The organism is Pedobacter suwonensis, assembly GCF_007833675.1.
Lineage (GTDB): Bacteria > Bacteroidota > Bacteroidia > Sphingobacteriales > Sphingobacteriaceae > Pedobacter > Pedobacter suwonensis.
Genome location: NZ_CP031708.1, coordinates 1,431,232 through 1,450,771, shown reverse-complemented (window position 1 = coordinate 1,450,771; position 19,540 = coordinate 1,431,232). Strand labels below are relative to the sequence as shown.

Annotated in this window: 23 protein-coding genes; 3 read left to right on the top strand and 20 right to left on the bottom strand. The window is 36.3% G+C overall.

Annotated elements, in window-relative coordinates:
- Positions 1–588: 588 nt before the first annotated feature.
- Positions 589–1,209 carry a class I SAM-dependent methyltransferase gene (locus DV942_RS05850; protein ID WP_145856026.1) on the bottom strand — a complete coding sequence of 207 codons (621 nt, stop codon included), beginning with the start codon at positions 1,207–1,209 and terminating at the stop codon, positions 589–591.
- Positions 1,210–1,423: 214 nt separating this feature from the next.
- Between DV942_RS05850 and DV942_RS05845 the strand changes: the two genes are divergently transcribed.
- Entirely contained in the window at positions 1,424–2,194 is a 771-nt protein-coding gene (locus DV942_RS05845) for a helix-turn-helix transcriptional regulator (protein ID WP_145856024.1), read from the top strand.
- Between the two features lie 531 nt (positions 2,195–2,725).
- On the opposite strand, the gene DV942_RS05840 is transcribed toward DV942_RS05845, so the two are convergent.
- From DV942_RS05840 to DV942_RS05805, 8 genes are all read right to left on the bottom strand, one after another.
- Positions 2,726–3,166, bottom strand: a complete 441-nt coding sequence (locus tag DV942_RS05840) for a RidA family protein (protein ID WP_145856022.1) — start codon at positions 3,164–3,166, stop codon at positions 2,726–2,728.
- A 62-nt stretch (positions 3,167–3,228) separates the two neighbouring features.
- Positions 3,229–4,137, bottom strand: coding sequence for an alpha/beta fold hydrolase (locus DV942_RS05835; protein ID WP_145856021.1), 909 nt, complete (start codon positions 4,135–4,137; stop codon positions 3,229–3,231).
- A 111-nt stretch (positions 4,138–4,248) separates the two neighbouring features.
- Complete coding sequence (locus DV942_RS05830; RefSeq protein ID WP_145856019.1) at positions 4,249–5,070, bottom strand: alpha/beta fold hydrolase; 822 nt, start codon at positions 5,068–5,070, stop codon at positions 4,249–4,251.
- A gap of 229 nt (positions 5,071–5,299) precedes the next feature.
- Positions 5,300–6,124 (bottom strand): helix-turn-helix domain-containing protein, encoded by an 825-nt coding sequence (locus DV942_RS05825; protein WP_145856017.1) that lies wholly within the window; start codon positions 6,122–6,124, stop codon positions 5,300–5,302.
- A 1,173-nt stretch (positions 6,125–7,297) separates the two neighbouring features.
- A complete protein-coding gene (locus DV942_RS05820; protein WP_145856014.1) occupies positions 7,298–7,765 on the bottom strand; it encodes a DUF4262 domain-containing protein in 468 nt (155 codons plus the stop codon).
- A gap of 454 nt (positions 7,766–8,219) precedes the next feature.
- Positions 8,220–8,696 (bottom strand): hypothetical protein, encoded by a 477-nt coding sequence (locus DV942_RS05815; RefSeq protein WP_145856012.1) that lies wholly within the window; start codon positions 8,694–8,696, stop codon positions 8,220–8,222.
- Between the two features lie 275 nt (positions 8,697–8,971).
- On the bottom strand, positions 8,972–9,523 hold the full coding sequence (locus DV942_RS05810; protein ID WP_145856011.1) for a hypothetical protein: 552 nt from the start codon (positions 9,521–9,523) through the stop codon (positions 8,972–8,974).
- Positions 9,513–9,980, bottom strand: coding sequence for a hypothetical protein (locus DV942_RS05805; protein ID WP_145856009.1), 468 nt, complete (start codon positions 9,978–9,980; stop codon positions 9,513–9,515). Before DV942_RS05805 ends, DV942_RS05810 begins: the two co-directional genes overlap by 11 nt.
- Positions 9,981–10,195: 215 nt before the next feature.
- Here DV942_RS05805 and DV942_RS05800 point away from each other — a divergent pair, with 215 nt between their 5' ends.
- Entirely contained in the window at positions 10,196–10,651 is a 456-nt protein-coding gene (locus tag DV942_RS05800; protein WP_145856007.1) for a hypothetical protein, read from the top strand.
- 356 nt (positions 10,652–11,007) lie between these two features.
- Here the strand turns inward: DV942_RS05800 and DV942_RS05795 are convergent, their stop codons facing one another.
- From DV942_RS05795 to DV942_RS05770, 6 genes are all read right to left on the bottom strand, one after another.
- Positions 11,008–11,418, bottom strand: a complete 411-nt coding sequence (locus DV942_RS05795) for an integrase core domain-containing protein (protein WP_186462432.1) — start codon at positions 11,416–11,418, stop codon at positions 11,008–11,010.
- A gap of 168 nt (positions 11,419–11,586) precedes the next feature.
- Positions 11,587–11,946 carry a ferredoxin gene (locus DV942_RS05790; protein WP_145856003.1) on the bottom strand — a complete coding sequence of 120 codons (360 nt, stop codon included), beginning with the start codon at positions 11,944–11,946 and terminating at the stop codon, positions 11,587–11,589.
- 20 nt (positions 11,947–11,966) lie between these two features.
- On the bottom strand, positions 11,967–12,188 hold the full coding sequence (locus DV942_RS05785) for a hypothetical protein (RefSeq protein ID WP_145856002.1): 222 nt from the start codon (positions 12,186–12,188) through the stop codon (positions 11,967–11,969).
- A 20-nt stretch (positions 12,189–12,208) separates the two neighbouring features.
- The gene (locus DV942_RS05780) at positions 12,209–12,589 is read right to left on the bottom strand and encodes a hypothetical protein (protein WP_145856000.1); all 381 of its coding nucleotides are present in this window, start codon (positions 12,587–12,589) and stop codon (positions 12,209–12,211) included.
- A gap of 20 nt (positions 12,590–12,609) precedes the next feature.
- Complete coding sequence (locus DV942_RS05775; protein WP_145855998.1) at positions 12,610–12,984, bottom strand: hypothetical protein; 375 nt, start codon at positions 12,982–12,984, stop codon at positions 12,610–12,612.
- A 1,073-nt stretch (positions 12,985–14,057) separates the two neighbouring features.
- Positions 14,058–14,534: a hypothetical protein gene (locus DV942_RS05770; protein ID WP_145855996.1), complete on the bottom strand. Its 477-nt coding sequence runs from the start codon at positions 14,532–14,534 to the stop codon at positions 14,058–14,060.
- Between the two features lie 823 nt (positions 14,535–15,357).
- On the opposite strand from DV942_RS05770, the gene DV942_RS05765 reads away from it, so the two are divergent.
- Positions 15,358–15,765 (top strand): helix-turn-helix domain-containing protein, encoded by a 408-nt coding sequence (locus DV942_RS05765; protein WP_244278895.1) that lies wholly within the window; start codon positions 15,358–15,360, stop codon positions 15,763–15,765.
- A 68-nt stretch (positions 15,766–15,833) separates the two neighbouring features.
- Here DV942_RS05765 and DV942_RS05760 read toward each other — a convergent pair whose 3' ends face one another.
- From DV942_RS05760 to DV942_RS05740, 5 genes are all read right to left on the bottom strand, one after another.
- On the bottom strand, positions 15,834–16,613 hold the full coding sequence (locus DV942_RS05760) for a hypothetical protein (protein ID WP_145855994.1): 780 nt from the start codon (positions 16,611–16,613) through the stop codon (positions 15,834–15,836).
- 419 nt (positions 16,614–17,032) lie between these two features.
- A complete protein-coding gene (locus DV942_RS05755) occupies positions 17,033–17,407 on the bottom strand; it encodes a hypothetical protein (protein ID WP_145855992.1) in 375 nt (124 codons plus the stop codon).
- Positions 17,408–17,469: 62 nt separating this feature from the next.
- Positions 17,470–18,156: an SMI1/KNR4 family protein gene (locus DV942_RS05750; protein WP_145855990.1), complete on the bottom strand. Its 687-nt coding sequence runs from the start codon at positions 18,154–18,156 to the stop codon at positions 17,470–17,472.
- A 220-nt stretch (positions 18,157–18,376) separates the two neighbouring features.
- A complete protein-coding gene (locus tag DV942_RS05745; protein WP_145855988.1) occupies positions 18,377–18,607 on the bottom strand; it encodes a hypothetical protein in 231 nt (76 codons plus the stop codon).
- 482 nt (positions 18,608–19,089) lie between these two features.
- On the bottom strand, positions 19,090–19,533 hold the full coding sequence (locus tag DV942_RS05740) for a hypothetical protein (RefSeq protein ID WP_145855985.1): 444 nt from the start codon (positions 19,531–19,533) through the stop codon (positions 19,090–19,092).
- Between the last annotated feature and the right edge of the window lie 7 nt (positions 19,534–19,540).

Here is a 19,540-nt window from a genome sequence, read left to right as displayed (position 1 = left end):
GCCTGCACACTGCTTAACCCTTGCTTTGGTTGAGTGATACCGCTGTTGGAGATCAGGTAGATCAAAGATTTGACTCGCTTTAGATCGGCAGGTTAATAATAACCGAATAAAAGGTAAAGTGGAAGTTATCTTAAAGTATTGTTGATGTATAATTGTGTCGGAGCGGCTCCATTGAAGAAACAATAAGGGCGGTCCGGATTTTTTTTATCCTGCTCTGTGTAGCATTAGGCATAGCATTTCTATGTATATAAGAATAAAATTAAGTTTATAAACTTAATTAAAATGAGTAACAGACTTTTCTATCATTAATCCGTAGCGCTCTTCGGAGCGCTACGGACATACAGGAAATGGTCTCGAAATATCGTCATTTCGACCGCAGTGGAGAAATCTTTTGAAATAGTTTAAGGATTTATTGCAATTCCAGTTCAAAGATTTCTCTCCCGAACGTTCGGGACTGCGCTTCAGTCGAAATGACGGTAATTTTGTAAATCTTTCATTGACAGCTTTAGTCGAACGAATCTTCTTGCGATTTATCCCTCAACTTAATGATATTGGGCTTCCACCAGGATGTAAATTTAACCAGTTCAACTATTTTTTCTGGCCTGATACGATGATAAAAGGTCTGGTGATCTCCTTTCCGGTTTGATCAATAATCGTTTCTGTCATCGTCTTGACTTCAATATTTACAAATCCCGATTTTTTGAAAAATGTTTTTACTTCGTCAACTTCGTAAAATGTAAAGTCGAGCTGTGTCCAGGGTAGGTGGACGCCAAAGTTTTTTTCAACAAAGGCAAGATTCAGTTTTCCGCCTGATTTTAGTACGCGGTAGCTTTCAGATAAGTATTTTAAAGGATCCGGCCAGAAATATATGATATTGGCTGTAAAACACCAATCGAAGGAATTATCCTGTAAATCGAGTTCATTATCCGTTATTTTAGCAAACTCTACATTGTTGCCATCGGTTTTATAAGCGGAAAAGACATTTTTTATTCCAGCATCTGAGAAATAAGTTCCAGTGTAAGTGATATTTTTTGCTTTCTGCAATAGATACGATAGGTGTTCGGTATCTGCAGGACCGATTTCCAATATGTTTTCTTCCTTTTTTAAAGGTAAATCCTGTAAAAGTTTAAAAATTAGCGTGTTTTTAGGTGGGAGAACATCAATTTTTTCATCAAGCGTTAAGGTAATCGGGTCTTCTTGCTCTTCCATAATATCATAATTAATCTCTTGCGGTGCATTTCGCAATTCGGGCAAAATTGAAAAATACCTGCTTCATGCTTTTACACAAAAAGGATTTTCTTTTACAAAAAACCGAAATGTGGATAATCCCAGCATGTTATCTCGGCTTTTTTTGTAATTATTGCGCTTATGGGAATCAATGTTGGTAAGAATTATGGTGCCTGGAAAAACGTAGGGGGTAGTTTTGATGATCTTCGTGTTCAGAACGGATTGGTTACAAAAAAAAAGAATAAATACAGTTTTTCTAAGCGAAGCCGAATTTATACAGATCAATATTCCGGGTATTTACATGGTGTACGGCGATATCATGTTTAAACAGCAGCAGATGTACTTTAGCCCAACCAATGAAGTACCTGATATGATTAAGATGCGCTTTACGCTGTCTGGCAGTGGTACTATTTTTAACCGCATTAACAAGCAAGAGTACATCTTTAATTCCAACCAACAAAATATTATTTACATGCCTGAGCTGGATGGGATAGGCCAATATGATACCGGCCAATGTTATCGCTTTTTTGAGGTTCATTTTGCTAAAGAAAAGTTTTTGCAACTGGCAGAGCACTCTACCAAAGCATTACAGGTTTTGGCGGATCATATTGATACCGGATATTACATGCAGCTAGGCGACCATAACCTGCCTATTTCATGGCCTATGCAGCAATGCATCAGAGATATTCTTGATTGTGATTATCCTGAAGGATTGAAGCATCTGTTTATCGAGTCGAAATGTATTGAGTTACTGGTACTCCAGGCCGAAGCTTTTGAACGGAGCATTCGCCAAAAGCAGCCAGCGGCTTTATCTTCTAATTATGATCGGGAATGCATTTATCAGGCCAGAGATTACCTGATCCAGAATATCCACCAGCCACCATCGGTTGCAGAACTGGCTAAAATATGCGGCATTAACGAATTTAGAAAGAAGTTTGCAGTAACGCCGGGTAGGCTGAGGGGTTAAGACTGGAATTCGTTAATACGATATAGTGCGGATTTCCAATCTAGTGAAAGTCTTAGCGCGTGGCCTCGAGCATTGGCCTCAATTGTGTTAAAAAAAGATTCTTGATTAATTACATCATTCAAAGCATAAGTCATCCAGCCCGCTAGCCTAGACGCTAAGATTTGCGCTAATACGAGCGTAAATTTCAAACCAGATTTTTTAGGGGTCAAGTTTTCACTTCTTAATCTGATTCAAATCTCAGCGCCCAAGCCAAAAGTTAAGAACCAATTAGTTTTAAAGAAGACGCTCAATTAATTGCTTTATCAAAAGCGCTTCCTTTGCAAAACGGACATTTGAGGAGGCAAAACTAACCTGTAATCAAGGGTTAACTTTGTTCCAATTGATAATAGCATTTGGCTTGTTTTGAGCCGTAGGGGTTACATAAAAACCTAAGAAACAGAATAAGAATAGATATTTCAATCTTCCAAACTAGCAATTTGGTTATTAAAATAATGCGATTTTATTTTCGGGCCAATTTTAGCTAAACATATCTCAATTTCTCTTCACCGCAATACATTCTATTTCTACCACTGCATTTCTGGGTAAAGAGGTCACTTCAATTGTACTCCGGGCTGGAAAATGCTTATCAAAATAACGTCCGTATATTTTATTAACGATCTCAAACTGTTTCATATCTGTAATGAAAATGGTTGTCTTCGTTATATGATCAAAATCAGAGTGATTGTTCTCAAGGATAGCTTTTAAGTTTTCGAAAATCTGTACCGTTTGTTCTTCAATAGCAGACTTTAAACTGTTTGTTTTCGGATCCAGACCTAATTGACCTGATACAAATATCAAATTCCCATAACGTGTTGAATGATTATAAGGTCCTACCGGTTTCGGTAAATTAGAATGATTTACAGTAACGATTTCTTTTTTTATACCACACGAAACCAGTGTTACACAAAGCAGAAAGAAAGCAATTTTATTCATTTTGGTTTATTTTAAAATAAAGAAGGTTGCCTTTTTAAAGCAACCTTCCTGTAGTTTTTTTCTTATTTTTTAATGAAGTTCAGCAGTTCGGTATTAAATTTTTCCAGTTCCTCAATGAAGAGTGCATGGCCACTTTTTTCGAATGGTACCAAGGTTGCATTTTTAAGCATCGCTTTCATTTGTTCAGCAAGATCATAAGAACAGATTTTGTCTAGTTTACCATGGAGGATAAGTGTAGGTAGTGTGATTTTTTTCAAATCACCGCGCAGATCAGTATCACGCAAAGTTTTAAGTCCTTCAGCCATTGCGTAAGGGGAAGCCTGAGCTTGAATAGTGCCTAACCAGGCACCAAGCCCCGGAGATACGCTGTTTTCATTGGCCGGAAAAATTTTACCAAAGGTATCAAATAGTGCCGGGCGGTTGGTGTTATTAAGGTTAATTAGTCCGTCAACATCCTGTTTTGTCCAAAAACCATAGTTAAAGTCTGCACGTTTTGTCCAGATAGGTGCAGCAGCTCCGAACAGTGCCATTTTAGAAACGTGGGCTGCATTGTATTTGGCCACATAGTGGATAACTGTTGCACCACCCATGGAGAAGCCCCCTATAGTTGCATTTTCGATGTTCAGTTTATCCAGAACTACTTTGATGTCATCTGCAAAAACATCATAATTATATTTTCCTGCAGGTTTATCCGAAAGTCCAAACCCTCTCAAGGTGATACCGATTACACGGAATCCTTTTTGTATAAAATCGGCATATTGGTATTCGTACATGGCATCACTTAAAGGCCAGCCGTGAATTAGAACGATGGGCTGTCCCTCTCCAAGGTCGGTTACATGGAGCCGAACATTTTTCTCTACTTCTATATATTCTTCCCGGCCTAATGATGCCGGAGTTCTTTTGGTTTGTGAAAATGCTGCGCCAGAAATTATTGTGGTAAAGAATGTGATTGCTAAAATTAAATTTTTCATGATTGCTAATATTATATTGTTGTTATTTTTTGTATTACAAAGTTGGGGTAATCCGGAAAGCACTACAATGGATGGCTTTCGCTTTGAACTGCATTTTTTACCCCGGTATTTTTATGCGTTAATGAAAGCTAAAATGTCTTCATTGATGACTTCTGCATTAACAGTTGGCATGCCGTGCGAGAAACCCGGATAAATGATCAGCTTGCCATTTTTCAAAAGTTCTGCTGCTTTAACGGCGGTTGTGCGGTAAGGAACAATTTGGTCGTCGTCTCCATGTAGTACCAGTACTGGCATTTCCACACTTTTTAGATCCTCCGTAAAATCTGTCTCCGAAAATACTTTTATACAATCGTACTGTGCTTTTATGCCTCCCATCATTCCCTGTCTCCACCAATTGTCTTGTATTCCTTTTTTTACGATAGCATTTTCTCTGTTGTAGCCGTAAAATGGTATGGTTAAATCCTGATAGAATTGCTGTCTGTTGTGAAGTGTATTATGTCTGATATCGTCGAACACTGCCAGAGGAACGCCTTCAGGGTTATTTTCATCAGCAATCATGTAAGGTGTAATGGCACTGATCAAAACCACTTTGGCAACCCGGTCTTTACCATATTTTGCGGCGTATCTTATTGCTTCACCACCACCGGTAGAGTGGCCGATGTGAATGGCATCTTTAAGATCCAGGAATTCAACCAATTCTGCTACGTTAGCTGCGTAAGTGTCCATGTCGTTGCCTTTATATGTCTGGGTAGATCTTCCGTGTCCTCTTCTGTCGTGGGCAATTACCCTAAATCCTTTTTCCAGGAAAAACATCATTTGTGCGTCCCAATCGTCTGAAGATAGTGGCCATCCATGGTGAAAGAAAATTGGCTGTCCTGTTCCTAAATCTTTGAAATAAATTTCTGTTCCGTCTTTTACTGTGAATTTGTTCATGTCTTTATTATTTAATTGTTATCGTTGTTTTGATAGTACAAAGTTGCCCCAATTTTACGCCCTCCACAATGGATGGTTTCCGCTTTGAATTGCACTTTTTTCTCCTTTGAGAGGGTAGATGTTATTTTTTGGATCTGTTTGGTTGTTTTACCAGTCGCTGAATGTGTTTTAAACAAAAAAAGCACAATCTGCAGATTGCGCTTTTTTAATCGTGGAGTAACCGAATCTTTTAGAACTGTTTTCTGAAAGTGATAGGCGAGAGGCCGGTATTTTTAGTGAAAAAACGAATAAAATAAGCGTCGTCTTCGTAGTTCAGGGTGTAAGCAATCTCTTTCACTGACATTGTAGTATGGGCTAAGAGGCGCTTACTCTCCAGGATAATTCGGTTTTTAATAATTTCGTTTGGGGTTTCTTTACTTAACAGGCCTATTTTTTTACTTAAATTCTTTGGCGTAATGCAAAGCAGGTCTGCATAATCTGCAACAGTATGTAGCGTTTTATAATGCACCTCTACAAGTTTGCTGAATTTTCTCAAAAATTGTACGTCAGCGTGTTGTTCTTTTTCCGTTAACTGATGCTGCTGTTTCCAAATTCGTGTTGATTTCAGAATAATCATCTTTAAGAGTATTCTTAACATTTCTTCAGTGCTGGAATCTTCATTTTCCATTTCAGACTGGATGTCTTTAATCAGTTTTTGAATATCATTCGACTGCTCTGCGTTTAAATTAATAAAGGGTATTTCAAATACATTATTATATAAAATACCATCACAGGCAACTTCCTGGTCGTGAATTTCTATACAGTAAAAATCTATGTTAAAATGCAGCAGCTGACCACCGATAGTTTCACAAGGTTTTAAAATAACATTGGGGTTAATGAATAATAAGGCATCTGTTTTCATTTCTATTTCCTGAAAATCAACCTGGATAATTGCTTTTTGAGGAATAAACAAGATTTTGATGTGTTCATGTATCAGGTTTAGGGAATCGCTTTGCATTGATGCTTTACTGAACGCTATATTGCCAAATTGTTTGTATGAAAATTCTTTTATCATTTTAGAAGTTGAAGAAAATTTTTGTTTTTATTCCGTTATAAAATTAAGATATAAAATGCAGCACAGAATTTATTTTTTGCGGCTTCAGCTTAAGGCTAATTCAGATTTTGGTTTGAATACAAAAGCTGCCGGCTAAAACTGCTGCTCTGATCTGCCTGGCTGGATGTTGCAAATTCTATAACAAAACAATGGGTAACCTTAACTTAAATTGTTAAGATTACCCATCCCATTAATTTGCCAATTTCTAAAATTACACCTGGTAGGTTCTAAGCAAGGCTGCTTATTCCTTAAATACAGGTAGTGGCTTACTTTCTTAACAATATCAGTAACAAGTCCGGAGGCTTCACTTTTACTCCCGCGCTGTCCGTAGCGTTAAGCATAGCGTTTCTAAGGATACAAGAATAAAATTGAGTTTAAAAACTCAATTAAAACGAGTCACAGATTCTTTGCAATTATTAATTCGTAGAACTCTACGGGCAAAAACGTAATGTTCTAGACGTAAGATTTGTAAAATGTTCCTTAATTGATTTTAGTAATTTCACTTTTTAGTATCATGGGGCTAAAATTTGATGTCGCCTTTATCTTATAAGTATTTCCACTGTAACTAATTATATTAACCGTGATTAGGGCATTTTGAGGCGTATTAGGAAATTTTTTAAAGTTATTAGTTTCAGGCTTTAAGGTGTAAGAGCAATTGCTAATCCATTTAATGTTGTAGGAAGTCGGAACGGTAGCATTATCGTAATATTCATATTGATGGTTTGCGTTGCGTTTTATTATTAACAACTTCCCGTTATAAATCATTTTAAACTTTCCCTGTTTGAATTTTAGACAGTCAGAGGTTTATCCTTTAACTCTATTGAAAAAGAACAATACAGCTATTGTGAGAATGAGGTATTTCAGCTTCAACATATTGATGATCTAGATGTAAAGCAAATATATAATATTATTAAATGTATACAATTTGCCCCGGTATCCGTAGCGTTAAGCATAGCGTCTTTAAGTATACAATAATAAATTGAGTGTATAAACTCAACTAAAACGAGTCACAGATTCTTTGCGATTATTAATCCGTAGAGCCCTTCGGAATTCTACGGGCAGATTAGGTGTTATACCATTCTAGCGCAAGTCTCAGTGTGCATAGCCTCGGGTATTGGCTTGATTTGTGATTATTTAGGATTGCTTTGATTTTGATTTGTAGTCTCCAAAAATTTCCTGATCATAATCATAACCAGTTTCTCCGGGAAACTTGCCATCTAAATCGGGAAAAATGATTTGAACTGATTTGAAGTAGCCGTTTTCATACAGCCTTAACGTACTCAAGATTTTTTTATCTAAGGATTCATTTTTTACCGGAATAATATATACAGTAAAACGATCAATCAGATTATCTAATTTTTCATTCAAAGGTATTTTCTGGTTCCTGAATGCCTGGGCATAGTTGGTTATCAGCGTATTGGTTAACCCATTTGGTAGGCCGGAAACAAAAGCTTCTGGTATCCCAAAACTTTTATATAGTCCGCTTGAATAACCATAAGGAGTAACCTCTTGTTCTTCGGGAATATAGGTGATATGATAGCCATGTGTTTCAATATTGTTGTCTACATTCTCAAAGTATAATTTTTTTTCCTCTTCTCTCATTTATAAGGTTTTATTGCTATTCAAAGTGATAAGGGTAGTTGATTTCTTTCAGATCAGTTTCAAGTTGTTGCCAATCTTCCAGTTCCTCAACAATTGATAAAACCATTTCGCATTTGCAAACACTGTTCATTGGTATCCCATTCCGAATTGAATGAATAATAGCGGTACTGCCATTCCTGACAGATTATTGCGTCTAAAACTGAAATGGCTTTACAAATAGCTTCGAGTGTTTTTCTGTCTGGTAGTAAACTGAGATTTTTTGTTGAGATCATTTGTGCAGTTTTATGGTTTTAGTATTGCGATAAATGAGACGTGATGTTTTATTTTTAGGTATTTAAACTGCTTTTTTTATACTCATCGATTATGAGCCATTTCACTTCGTGATCATTGCTGTATTTAAGTTTTTCAGATCCACAAATGCTACAAGCCCAGGCTGCATATCTAAAAGGTCTTTTTAATTGGAACTTATTCCTCGTACTGGAGTATTAAGCTTTTTGCATCGTTCACAATAACACTTACTTCTTAATTCTTGTGGAATTTTTAAATCTTCTATTATGGTAAAAATCCTGAACTGTTCAAAGATAAAGTCGTTTGCATTTTCAATAGTTAGCCCTGGGTTAAATATTGTCTTATTCTCGTACTTCAAGTAATCTAAATCCTCATTTATTTCGTAAAAGGCCATGTATTTACTGTTATATCCGCTTGCCGAAACTATTTTATTCATTTGCTGAAAGGCATATTCAATACTGATCTTTTTATCTATTGCGCTATTGGCAATTGCCAGTGCATATTTTTCAAGCAATTCCTCTTCGGTTTTTTCAACATTGATTTTTAAATCTTCAATACTTTTCCAAAAATAATATTCCCGTTCTGCTGTAGAATCAAAGTCTAAGCCTGCAAGGATAAGTAAATTCTCGGTTTCGTAACCCAACTCTAAAACATTAACTGCCCATGTTACCAGTTTCTTGCTATCAAATTGAGATAAGGCTCTGTCTGCTAAAACTTCAATGGTTAGTTAGTCGGTTGTCATTAGAGAGGGTTAGGAATAATTTTACTTTTTTTGAATAGATTCTAATCAAAGTTTAGCATTACAAACTATTTCGGTAATTTTTTAGTACCCCCGCTAGCCTAGAAAATAATTATTTGCTAGTAATGACTAGTAAGGGAGTAAGATCCAAATCAGATTTGATTCCTTTATCTTTAAAATCAATAGGCGAATTCGAGTCTGTTTTTTACATGTTTACTTTCTTCCAGCCTTAATTTTTGATTGGTGATGATATCATGTTCCTTATCTTTTTGTAAAACTTTAAACCAGCTGATTGCAGGAATCATGCCTCCTGAATGTAATTCGAGTCTGATCACAAATTCATCTTTGGGCTTTCGGTGATTGTTAATATACTGGCTGAGTACAGCAGGGGTAACATCGACCTCGATAGCGAACTGTTTGTCTTTTTTATCTTGTCTGTTAACGTATTCATTTAGAAAATAACCGAAGTTAAATGCTTTATGATATTGGTTGCTACTGATATAGTCTTCAAGCTGGAACTTAAGCTGTAGCAGTCTATTGTACATTTTTTCATTCTCACTTTTGTTCTCGAACTGTTTTCTCCTGTTTATCCAAAAGTCCTTTTCCGCATCTTTTTCCTGAGCATTTTGTAGTTCTTCTGAAGGGAATATATAGGCATCTGCAAGTTCCTGATCGGTAAATTTTGAAAACGCTAACTCCTGGATTTCTTTTCTGTTCTTGTTAGTTTTCATAATATTCCTTTATCAATTTTATCGAATTTGTTCCTTCTGTTACCAGATATAGTTTAGTTGACTGTAATCCATATCTTTTAATATAATGGGTTTCCAGTTTAGTTTTAGGTTTGAGGCATACAAAGCCGTCATAACCCAATTTAAAAGATTCTCTACAGGCATAGGAAATCAGGCAACCTGCAATCCTGCTATAAATTTTGTCAGGACCTACATTTTCATACGACGAGGCGAGAAGTCTGATTTCTAATGCGTAATCGCCCGGTCTTTGTGCTATTGATAACATGCCTATTGGTTCTGCGGAATCTTCTAACGTTAGTTTGTAAACACTAAAGTTCTTCTCTTTGTTCCAGTTGAAAGCAAACCGTTTTGTTTTATTGATCTGCGCAATCTCGGCCGCATCAATTCGACTGACGATTACAGTATGTTTTTTACCTGTGCTTTCATTGATTACATACATCGTTATTTCAAATATATAAAAGTTTACTTAAAATGTAAACTTTTTGATGTAATTATTCGTTCTACCGCAAGTCTTAGCGCTCGTTGCCTACGCATTGGCCTGACTTGTGCTTTGGCAGAATTATCATGACTACCAATGATAGCAAAGGTCACTGAATCCTGCTAGCTGTTACAATATTGTTAATACCGATCTCGGTATAATGTTTAACTTTAGCCATGAATGAAAATGAGATTAAGCCACAGCTGCTTTGGGATTTATATCAGATTTCTACAAATAGTGCGCGTGAACTGCTTATCGCGCACGGCTTCCGTTTTCTTAAACGATTAGAAAACTTAACGCTTTATCAGTCGCATGGTGAGGCTTTTACTTTAACTGAAGAAGGTGGTGTTGTAACCAATGTGAAATACAAAATGAGGGACGAAGCAGCATATTACACCTGTATTAAATACGCAAAGGAAGCTTTAAACTTCGAAACCATATTTGAAAAACATGAGCCATCAGCATATATCCAACGTCTTGATGATGAAAAATGCACGCTGGTAGGTATGATGATTCAAGGGGAGGGCAATTATCAATCGTTTGGAATTACGTTGCTTGACAAACTTCCACTTCCCAATCCTGAAAATAGAGTTGAGGTCATTTTGCAGCCACCGCCAGGACCCTCATTTTAGCGCAAGTCTTAGCGTCATTGCCTCAAGCATTGGCCTGACTTGTGCTATGTCAGTAGCTTAAAGGATTATTCATCAAAAGCACAAGTCATCCGGCCCGCTTGCCTTTATACTAAGACTCACGCTATTAAATGAAAATATTTAACCACAGATAAAAATGATAGACACAGCTATAAAAATCCGTGTTTATCTATGTCTAGCTGTGGTTAAAAACCTTAACCACCCCGCCCTTTAGGCACCCCTCCTTAAAAAGGAGGGGAGTGGCCCCTCATAGCTGAATAAGGTAAAGGGCCAGTTAAACTTTGTATCTATCGGTTGGTGTCTCGCCTACCGAAATTAAGTGATATAACTGCTCTGTGTTATTTACGTTTTCTCGTTAAAAAATAGATTATTAGGCTGATTACAATAATAGTTGCCAAAATTTCCCACGATGTGATTCGAATATTAAACATAAAGTCGCCAAATCCTAGGATGGCAGGTACAGTATAAAAGCTACTTTTCATTTTGATCTCATAATAATTCATTACCTTATGTTTATACCGGCTTGACGTTATTCCTTCTAATGCTTCATGCGGTTCGCTGTAATTATAATCTTCCATCCATTCATCAGCTAGTACCTGTACCTGATTTGTGTCATTAAATAAGTAAGCATCTGGTATGTTTTTCCGCAAGGGTTGCTCATGTGTAGTTCGTTCTAAGATCTGAATTACCCGTACGGCTGGTATAGTATAGGCTGCTTTTATGGTGATAGCTTCCCGGTTGATAGTCATGATAATATTCAATGTTCGGAACCTTCTTTTGTTCACTGGTATATCACATATAACGTCCATTAACCAGGTATCTCCAGCCTGCACAGGCACGATCAGTACACTTTAACCCTTTAGGGTACGCGTCTCCAGGCTTTTCTACGACGATTCATGTCTGATAACAGATTTGTATCATTCTAAATCCTCTGGTTTATAATCGCATTCCGCTTGCATACCTAAATCATAAAGCCGCTTAAGTATTGCTTTGTCTTTACCGCAGTACCTAATACTTGAAATACATGATACTAGCATTGCATTAATTGCCCGGTCTAATTCGTCAACAGTAGTCGGTTGTTTCTTAAAATAGCAGTGTCCATATTCATTTTTAGAATGCTCTATTAAATCTGGTGCTTCTGCTTCGGGTGCACCACAGGTAATACAAACTTCATTCTCTACATAAAAATCTCCAGCGGAATTTTCAGGATACCTTTCTGGTAACGGCATATTTTTATCTTTTGTCTTTGTTGAAAATATCTTTTTCAGGAATTCCATTTAATATTATGATTTTGTCACTACCAAAACTTCCACCAAGGCTTATTATCGTCATTTATTTCTTGCCGTTGCGCTTTATATTGTTCGAGTTCATTTTTCATTTCTTCGTTGTAAGCCAGCTGTTTAACCGTGTAGTTAAGTTTGGTTTTACCTTCTAAATCGATTCCTAATCGGTTAGCCAGGTTTAAAATGTCATCAGCAAAGATATCCGAGTTAATGTTTAAACCATTTTCTTGTTCCAAAGGAGAGTTTAAATTATCAGTTATTTCTCCGCTGTAGCAAAGAAGAGTCTTTTTATAGTATCATGATATACCGCAAATCCAAATGAGTTTGAAGTAGTCTGGATCAGGAAGGTAATAATTTCGGTATCCAATATTCTTGAAAGCTGTAATAAAGCTGCTTCATCAACGGTATCCACCATTTCTGGGTCGTTAATAATGGTCCAGCCGTTATCTGTCCATATTCCCCTGATTGCGGTATCGTTATTGGTAAATTCAAAATAATTGTCGTACAAATAACTATTAAATTCCTGCCAGTTGTTAAACTGTTTATCTTGTGAGGTATCGAGATATTTAAAAGCGGCAAAGATTTCGTCTGCTCTGTTGAGGAAATTGCCCTTAATGGCAATGAAGCTATTGGTCATGTAATGAGTATTATTAAATATTAATCTTCAATCCATTGATTTAAATCGTCAACAGGTTCTGGCAATCTACCTTCTAACCACTGCATTAATGTGTCCGGTTTAAATTCTTTATCCTCATTTTCTATTACCCATGATAGGTAATCAGTTGGTGCACCGTTTAAATATGGCGCAGGTGATACAGGATAAAATTTGCTTGGAAGCCTTTCATTTATAGAGAGAAAATTGATTACGCAACCAAGTTCTTGAACTGCATGCCAGGCAAGGTTATGATGGATATATATAGAGAACTTGACCCACCAATTATCATCATTATCTGATCCACATGAAACTGGTGTTTGAACAGATGGTATGCGAGTTAGGTAATCAATCAGGGTTTTGAATGATCTGTCATCCATAGTATGTAGCGATTAATTTAATTGCTAATATAAGCACTGCAATAATACATCTTGTACTTTTTGTTTTAAATCCGACAGCAAGAATTTGCAGCTACATTTTCAGACCACCAAAAAAATAATTTCTAATTTTAGGTGATAGACTCACGCTAGCAATAAAATAATTTAACCACAGATAAAAATGATGCACACAGATACCAATCCGTGTTTATCTGTGCGCATCTGTGGTTAAAAACCATAACACTCCGCCCTTTGGCCCCCTCTATCCGTAAAATTAAGCATAGCGTCTCCTATGGATACAAGAATAAAATTGAGTTTATAACTCAAGTAAAACGCTATAGACAGATATGGCGTCCTTTTCGACCGTAGTGGAGAAATCTTTAGCATAGTTTAAAGATTTCTCACCGCCTGTACGGGTAGGCCTGTCTGCACAGGCGGGCATTTCTATGCGCTTCAGCCGAAAGGACGACAGCATTGATTGATTTTGCCAATGATAGTGTGGTCGAATGGTATTAATTTTCGATTTGTTTAGCTTAAGGGTCTTCGACTACGCTCAGACTGACAAACATCTTCATTCTGGCGCGGGGCTTAGCGCCTGTTGCCTCGAGGAGCTATTAATGAAAATAATTTAACCACAGATAAAAATGATACACACAGCTATAAAAATCCGTGTTTATCCGTGTGCATCTGTGGTTAAAAACGATAACCACCCCGCCCTTCGGGCACCCCTCCTTAAAAAGGAGGGGAGTTGCCCCTCAAAGCTGCATAGGCTAAATTGCCAGTTAAAATTTCAACCTAATACTTACGTTAATAATGGTTCTGAACATATCTCAAAGATCCTGAAACAAGTTCAGGATGACGAATCCATGTTTTATCTATCATTTGGTGTCTCACCGACCGAAATTAAGTGATATAACTACTATTAACCACCCCGCCCTTCGGGCACCCCTCCTTAAAAAGGAGGGGAGTGGCCCCTCATAGCTGCATAAGCTAATGGCCAGTTAAAATCAGAATGTTTATAGTGCGGCTACTAAATAAATCGTTTCATCACCTGTTTTATGCTCGAAGGAATTACGTCAGGCATCGCAAGCAGCCAACCAATCAAAAATCATTTTATAGGCTGCGGTAATTTCGGCAGAAAAGTTGAGGTTTGCACCCTCAAAATCTTCTTCCTGAAAAATGTAAGCATTTAAGCCATAGTATAACAGTTCTGAAAGGTGTTCTACATCGAAATGGCCAACGGCTAACAATTGATCAGCCTGGTTTTGGGCATATTGTTGAAAGGCATCATCATTGGCCAAAGGTTTTGCTTTGCTCAATAGCTTGATGATGTTGTTTACATCGTAAAGGGTGTTGGCAATGGTAATGGGTTTGTGTTTGCCTGAACGTGGGTCGGGGCCGGTACAGGCGCTGAGCATTTCGGTAAGGAGTTGATTTACATCCGATAAACCAATCATATCGAAATAGGCTTCAATCAGTTTCCTGAATTCGGTTACAGCTGCTACCTCATTTGGGAGCTGTGTGTCTGGGTTTTTACAATTGTCGTTTAGCATAACATTGATAAAAAAGATCCTGAGACGCTGCTAAACGACAATTAACTCTTTACAGAGAAAATATAGATGCGGGACTACCGCTCGTCTCAGGAATATTGTTAAAATTGAATTGCTTACTTAATTGCTTCTCTTGTTAAGATTAGTAAAATATGTTAATTATCATTTAGCATAGGCAAGATAGCTACAATATATCAATCTACAAAATCTTTTTGCTCAAATAACGCATAAATGAGGGCTGTTTCATACTTGCAGTCGACAGTTCAAACTTTGCAATCGATAGTTCAGATGTTGCGGTCGACAGTTCCAACGTTGCAGTCGTTAGTTCCAACGTTGCAGTCGACAGTTCCAACGTTGCAGTCGACAGTTCAAACGTTGCGGTCGCTAGTTCAGACTTTGCAGTCGGTAGTTCAAACGTTGCAATCGATAGTTCAGATGTTGCGGTCGACAGTTCAGACGTTGCGGTCAATAGTTCAGACGTTGCGGTCAATAGTTCAGAGGTTACGGTCGATAGTTCAGACTTTGCAGTCGACAGTTCAGAGGTGTAGTCGATCGTCAGTTAGTCATTGTACTACCATGAGCTTATTCCTTGATATTGATAAATTTCATTTCTCCCTGTTTTTGTATCCTTAACTTTTACAGTTTTTTGGGTCGTACTGTTATGATGTATTTCTTTTATCAAACTATTGCTCCGTTTGGTTTGTTAGCTTTTTGTTTATTTTATTTATTTCGTTTATTTCGTTTGTGTTTTTTGTTTAACTTCGTAGAAAATTGCAGCATGATTTCAAATGATCAAATACGCCGTCCTTCCAAAACAGAGCAGAAGATGGCCATAGAGTCTTTACCAGCTTTATCATCCATACTCTCCAACATCCATTCTGAACAGACGGAGATTGAGATTGAAGAGACGGGCGAACGCATTAAGATACCTGCCAGGGCTTTGGTATTTCTTGGCGATATTTTAAAGGCTATGGGTGAAGGTAAGCCTGTTTCTATAGTTCCAATGGCAACAGAGGTAACTACCCAAAAGGCAGCCGAGATATTGGGGTGTTCAAGACCATATTTAGTAAAATTACTGGAAGAGGGGGCTATTGAGTTCATCAAGGTAGGAAAGCACCGTAGGATTAAATTCGAGGATGTTTTGGCTTACAGGGAAAAAATGAAGGTGCAGCAGAAGAATAATATTATCGACATTATGGGCGCTGATGAGGAACTTGGAATGTATGATTCATAGTGTAAGGTTTAAGGCAGTACTTTGATTTAAACTAACCAACTATCAGATTAAGTCGTGACTATTAAAATTTAATCGATTAACATACTATCACTATTCGACTTAATTATATAGTATGTATACTCCTCTTGACCCTTATACCATCTATATTGGGTTTGCTTAAATCTTAAGCTGGCTAGCATCCCATGTAATGCTTCTTGTGTTTGCTTGATGTTAGCATTTGCGGCAAAGTAACCACCAGTAAATATCAGTATTGAATTACTTTTACCACTGATAGTTACATCGATATCAAGTTCCCAGAGTTGATCTTTTGTAAGTTTGTAGTATGCTCTTCTAATCTTGGGGAAATTCTTCAATTGTGAGGCTATACATTTGTTTTTTAGTTGCCTTGTAAGCATTAAAGTTTCTTTATCTGAACTTAGATTACCATCTCTTACAAGCTGTGCATAGATCTTAAATATTGATAAAGCAGTATTAATCCCTTGTAAAGATGTAAGATCAACGTTAGATATATCATCACCTCGATTTAAATCTTTAATAGCATTACTTATTTTAACTTTTAAAATGTCAGATTCGTCGAACTGAGTCTTTATTAAAGGCTTTTTACCATTTATTGATTTGGGTTCAGACGGTTTATAGATTTGCTCGTGATATTCGGTTAAATTCTTTGTGTGTATCCACCCTATGTAGGTTTTTGTTAGCCAATCAGGTGCTACCACATTGACTTTAGACCAATTGCCTTTGGTTTCAACGACAGATAATTTATATATGGTATCCAATAGGCAATATTCATTGTGAATGGGCGATGAATTTATACTGTCAATTACTTTAGGTGCAGATTCTTCTGGCAAGCTTAAAATAAACGAAGCTTTATCAACAGAATAGAACTTACCTTTAGTTTGGAAGCTAGGTTGATCTTTTCTTTTGTTTTCTTTTATTGAATCAGGATTTCCACAACCGCTTATGATAAATGCAATTAGTGCAGTTAAAATGTAATACTTCCTGGGAATGCTTATAATCGTAATATTAGAGTAAGTTAATTAGATGTATTGAGGCTAAGATAGATAGTATTTCAAATATAATAATATGGGAAACAGTAAATGTCCTTATTCTAGTGCAAGTGCTAGCACTTATAGCCTTTAGCATAGGTCTAACTCGTGCTGGGGCAGTATTTAAAAAAATTAATAATGACAGAACACAGCACAACTCATCTAGTTCGTAAGCCAGGAGAATAAGACTTCACTATTATGGGTTTCACGTTTAATTACAACTAATTTAACTCTAAAATGTGTTTCCAGATAGGCCCTGTAATTAGAGAAAAGATTAATGATGCAACAAAGAAACCAATTCCAATTATATATCTTGTCCTCTTCTCTAATTTATAGAGTAGAATAGAGGTAAATGTTCCGATCAGAGATAAAAAATAACCGATCATGTTAACTTTACTAAGTAACTTATAAAATTTAGTATCATTACTGTCAGCAGTATAATGAGCACTGATAGAAAATTTTTGCGGTTCTTCTGCTGGTATTGATATGACATCTCTTATCAAATAAAAGATGCCACTGGTTTCAAAAATAAATTGCAGCAGCTCAATGGCACATATTGTTACAGCTACAAAATAAATCACTTTTAAACTTTTCATGGTATGTTGAATGATATGCTAAGCAGTTATATAAGGAATACCATAATCATTTCTTTGTTGCTTTAGTTATCGCCGAAAAGTTCATCATTTTCTTTTTCCATTGCCACCCAACCTAACCAATAATCAACTCCCGTTTTTCCCGCTCCTGTTGGGTCAATATGAAAAAAATCAGGAATAATTTCAAAGTTCTTCCTGGATTTTAACTCTTGGATATAATGCGTGAAACATTCTAAAAGCTTAGGAAAGGAAGAAAAAATAATTTCACTTAATCCTTCTAGATCCCCACCATACTCATGATCATAAACTCTAATTGGATATTCATTATTCTCCACTTCATACCTACCATCAAATACCAATGGACCAGCATCGTTACCTTCATCACCAAAAGGATATAGTTTAGCCGCAATAAGATCTTTAGCTAAAGAATAATCCATATTATCAATAATCTGCTGAAGCGGTTCGGTTGGAGACGAAGTAGGTAATCCCATCAGCTGACACGAACAATCAAGAAAAAAGTATTGCTTATGCCATTCTAAAAAGCTTTTAGGAAATTTTACATCGAACCTACTTTCTAATTTAAGGTAATCGATATCATTTAATGTGCCTTTTAACGGTTGCCATGTATACCAGCCTTCTTCATCAACTGGACTAGCCATCATATTTTTTGGAGTTTTTTCTTCAACATATACAGCGCTAGAGTTGCTATATTTAAAATAAGCAATGAAAAAATTATTTATTATTTTATTCATGATGTATACTTATTACAATGTTTAGTTTTTTGTTAGGCTATTTGTTCTATGATTCGTTACACTCTAGGGTGAGTCTTAGCGTCCATCGCCTATACATTGGACTGATTGAGTTGGTAGTTTTTAAAGATTAATAATGAAAGCAGAAGTCACCCAATCCACTAGCCTAGATGCGAAGATTAGCGCTAGTAGTGAGATTAAATTTTAACAAACGTAATCTAATTTAATTTGATTGGTCTGAAGGAGTCGAGATCATTGATTTTTTTAATTTTTTCTTAAGATCCAAATACCATTGCTCATTTTCAAATTCATAAAATTTTCTTCGGCCACCCACTTCAGAATATTCTTTAATAATTTTCCATACCTCATCTCTCTTTACCAGCTGGTACTCATAAAAGATATCAGGCCCATGATTTAGCATTAATAAAGAAACGGAGTCCTTACGTTGTTGCATTTTTAGAATACTTATCCTAGTTCTGGAATCATATGGAGCATTAGGGCCAAAGTTTAACATCTTGGAACGGGATATATCGCTTATAAAAAGAATATTAAAATATTTACTTTTCTTAGGCCATGCTTTATTATAATATTTATTTTTTAGTAAAAAAATACTATCTGCGTTCGAACGCCTATTTTCCTTTACAAACAGCTTGCTATCAAATACTGATTGAAAAATTTTGTGGTATCTTCTCCAGTTAAAGCCTTCTGTTTTCCATTATATTTACATGATAATAGAAATATAAGAGAGATATAAATTGTTATGTTTGAAGCTCTCATCATTTGCTTTTTGCTCTGATCCCATTCTGGTGCAAGTCTCAGCGCTTATTGCCTTAAGCCTTGGCCTGACTTGTGCTTAAGCAGTAAAAATTATTATCAAAGCAAAAGTCATCCCCGACCGCTAGCCTGGACACTAAGACTTGCGCTAGTGATAGGATATCAATCTTTTTCTATTATTTCAATAATCGGAACTTGATCAGTAATCACATTAACTAATATATTTTGCGCATATACACAATAATGCCTGATTTTTTTTAATGCTATTCCTTCGAAGAAAATTTTAAGATCAGTCCAGCTATGTAAGTATTCCATATATTTGGAATTGATTAACTCCTTTAATATAATTGATTTAAAATCAGAAGAATACAATACACCCTCTTTTTTTTCATCAGGAAGATTTTCTTGGATTAGCATATAAGACTGAATATTTTCAAATGAAAATTTGTAAATAGTATTTTGATTTCTGTAATGCTCCAAAGAAACAACGAGGGTTTCTGTTATCAAGGGAAATTCTATATTTACAATTCCAAAATCGCCTCCATTAGTTTTTTCAGTAAACTTACGGAATATGTCTTCTTGCAATTCTTTTATTGATACAATCATAATGCTA

Bases quoted from the DNA above. Each gene is read 5' to 3' on its own strand.
- DV942_RS05825 (WP_145856017.1), bottom strand. From the start codon at position 6,124: ATGATAAAAGAATTTTCATACAAACAATTTGGCAATATAGCGTTCAGT.
- DV942_RS05755 (WP_145855992.1), bottom strand. From the start codon at position 17,407: ATGAAAAGTTTAAAAGTGATTTATTTTGTAGCTGTAACAATATGTGCC.
- DV942_RS05795 (WP_186462432.1), bottom strand. From the start codon at position 11,418: ATGACTATCAACCGGGAAGCTATCACCATAAAAGCAGCCTATACTATA.
- DV942_RS05835 (WP_145856021.1), bottom strand. From the start codon at position 4,137: ATGAAAAATTTAATTTTAGCAATCACATTCTTTACCACAATAATTTCT.
- DV942_RS05805 (WP_145856009.1), bottom strand. From the start codon at position 9,980: ATGTATGTAATCAATGAAAGCACAGGTAAAAAACATACTGTAATCGTC.
- DV942_RS05770 (WP_145855996.1), bottom strand. From the start codon at position 14,534: ATGCTAAACGACAATTGTAAAAACCCAGACACACAGCTCCCAAATGAG.
- DV942_RS05775 (WP_145855998.1), bottom strand. From the start codon at position 12,984: ATGGATGACAGATCATTCAAAACCCTGATTGATTACCTAACTCGCATA.
- DV942_RS05800 (WP_145856007.1), top strand. From the start codon at position 10,196: ATGAATGAAAATGAGATTAAGCCACAGCTGCTTTGGGATTTATATCAG.
- DV942_RS05745 (WP_145855988.1), bottom strand. From the start codon at position 18,607: ATGCAACAACGTAAGGACTCCGTTTCTTTATTAATGCTAAATCATGGG.
- DV942_RS05780 (WP_145856000.1), bottom strand. From the start codon at position 12,589: ATGACCAATAGCTTCATTGCCATTAAGGGCAATTTCCTCAACAGAGCA.
- DV942_RS05850 (WP_145856026.1), bottom strand. From the start codon at position 1,209: ATGGAAGAGCAAGAAGACCCGATTACCTTAACGCTTGATGAAAAAATT.
- DV942_RS05740 (WP_145855985.1), bottom strand. From the start codon at position 19,533: ATGATTGTATCAATAAAAGAATTGCAAGAAGACATATTCCGTAAGTTT.
- DV942_RS05790 (WP_145856003.1), bottom strand. From the start codon at position 11,946: ATGGAATTCCTGAAAAAGATATTTTCAACAAAGACAAAAGATAAAAAT.
- DV942_RS05830 (WP_145856019.1), bottom strand. From the start codon at position 5,070: ATGAACAAATTCACAGTAAAAGACGGAACAGAAATTTATTTCAAAGAT.
- DV942_RS05765 (WP_244278895.1), top strand. From the start codon at position 15,358: ATGGCCATAGAGTCTTTACCAGCTTTATCATCCATACTCTCCAACATC.
- DV942_RS05750 (WP_145855990.1), bottom strand. From the start codon at position 18,156: ATGAATAAAATAATAAATAATTTTTTCATTGCTTATTTTAAATATAGC.
- DV942_RS05840 (WP_145856022.1), bottom strand. From the start codon at position 3,166: ATGAATAAAATTGCTTTCTTTCTGCTTTGTGTAACACTGGTTTCGTGT.
- DV942_RS05820 (WP_145856014.1), bottom strand. From the start codon at position 7,765: ATGAGAGAAGAGGAAAAAAAATTATACTTTGAGAATGTAGACAACAAT.
- DV942_RS05810 (WP_145856011.1), bottom strand. From the start codon at position 9,523: ATGAAAACTAACAAGAACAGAAAAGAAATCCAGGAGTTAGCGTTTTCA.